General features: G+C 62.5%; 1 protein-coding gene. It reads left to right on the forward strand.

The genetic code is table 11. From position 1 onward, the window contains the following. Window positions 1-299: hypothetical protein (locus tag EN859_RS36570; RefSeq protein WP_135913702.1), on the forward strand; the 299-nt coding region annotated here is incomplete at its 5' end. Window positions 300-317 lie beyond the last annotated feature (18 nt).

Raw genomic sequence — 317 nt, forward strand, 5'->3', positions numbered from 1 at the left:
GCATCTATTCTCCGAAGGGCGGCACCAGCACTTACACGCCGCGAGACGGTGGGCCGGAGCTTTCCTGCTCGCGCGTCGAGCCGAGCTACGTCACGGTGATATTGGGCCCCAAAGGCCCGGCGACACTGATCAAGAATCCCGGCGAGCAGGGTTGTTGCAGCGATGTGACCAAGCTCGGCTACGGCAACAGCTGGAGCCAGGGGCCGTTTTCCTGCCAGTCGTCGACGAAGGGACTGAGCTGCACGGGCAGCAATGGCCACGGATTCTTCCTGAGCAAGGCCAAGGTATCCGCGAAGTAGGGGCGTAATTCCAAGCGG

It is taken from the genome of Mesorhizobium sp. M00.F.Ca.ET.216.01.1.1, assembly GCF_004010325.2.
Taxonomy (GTDB): Bacteria; Pseudomonadota; Alphaproteobacteria; order Rhizobiales; family Rhizobiaceae; genus Mesorhizobium.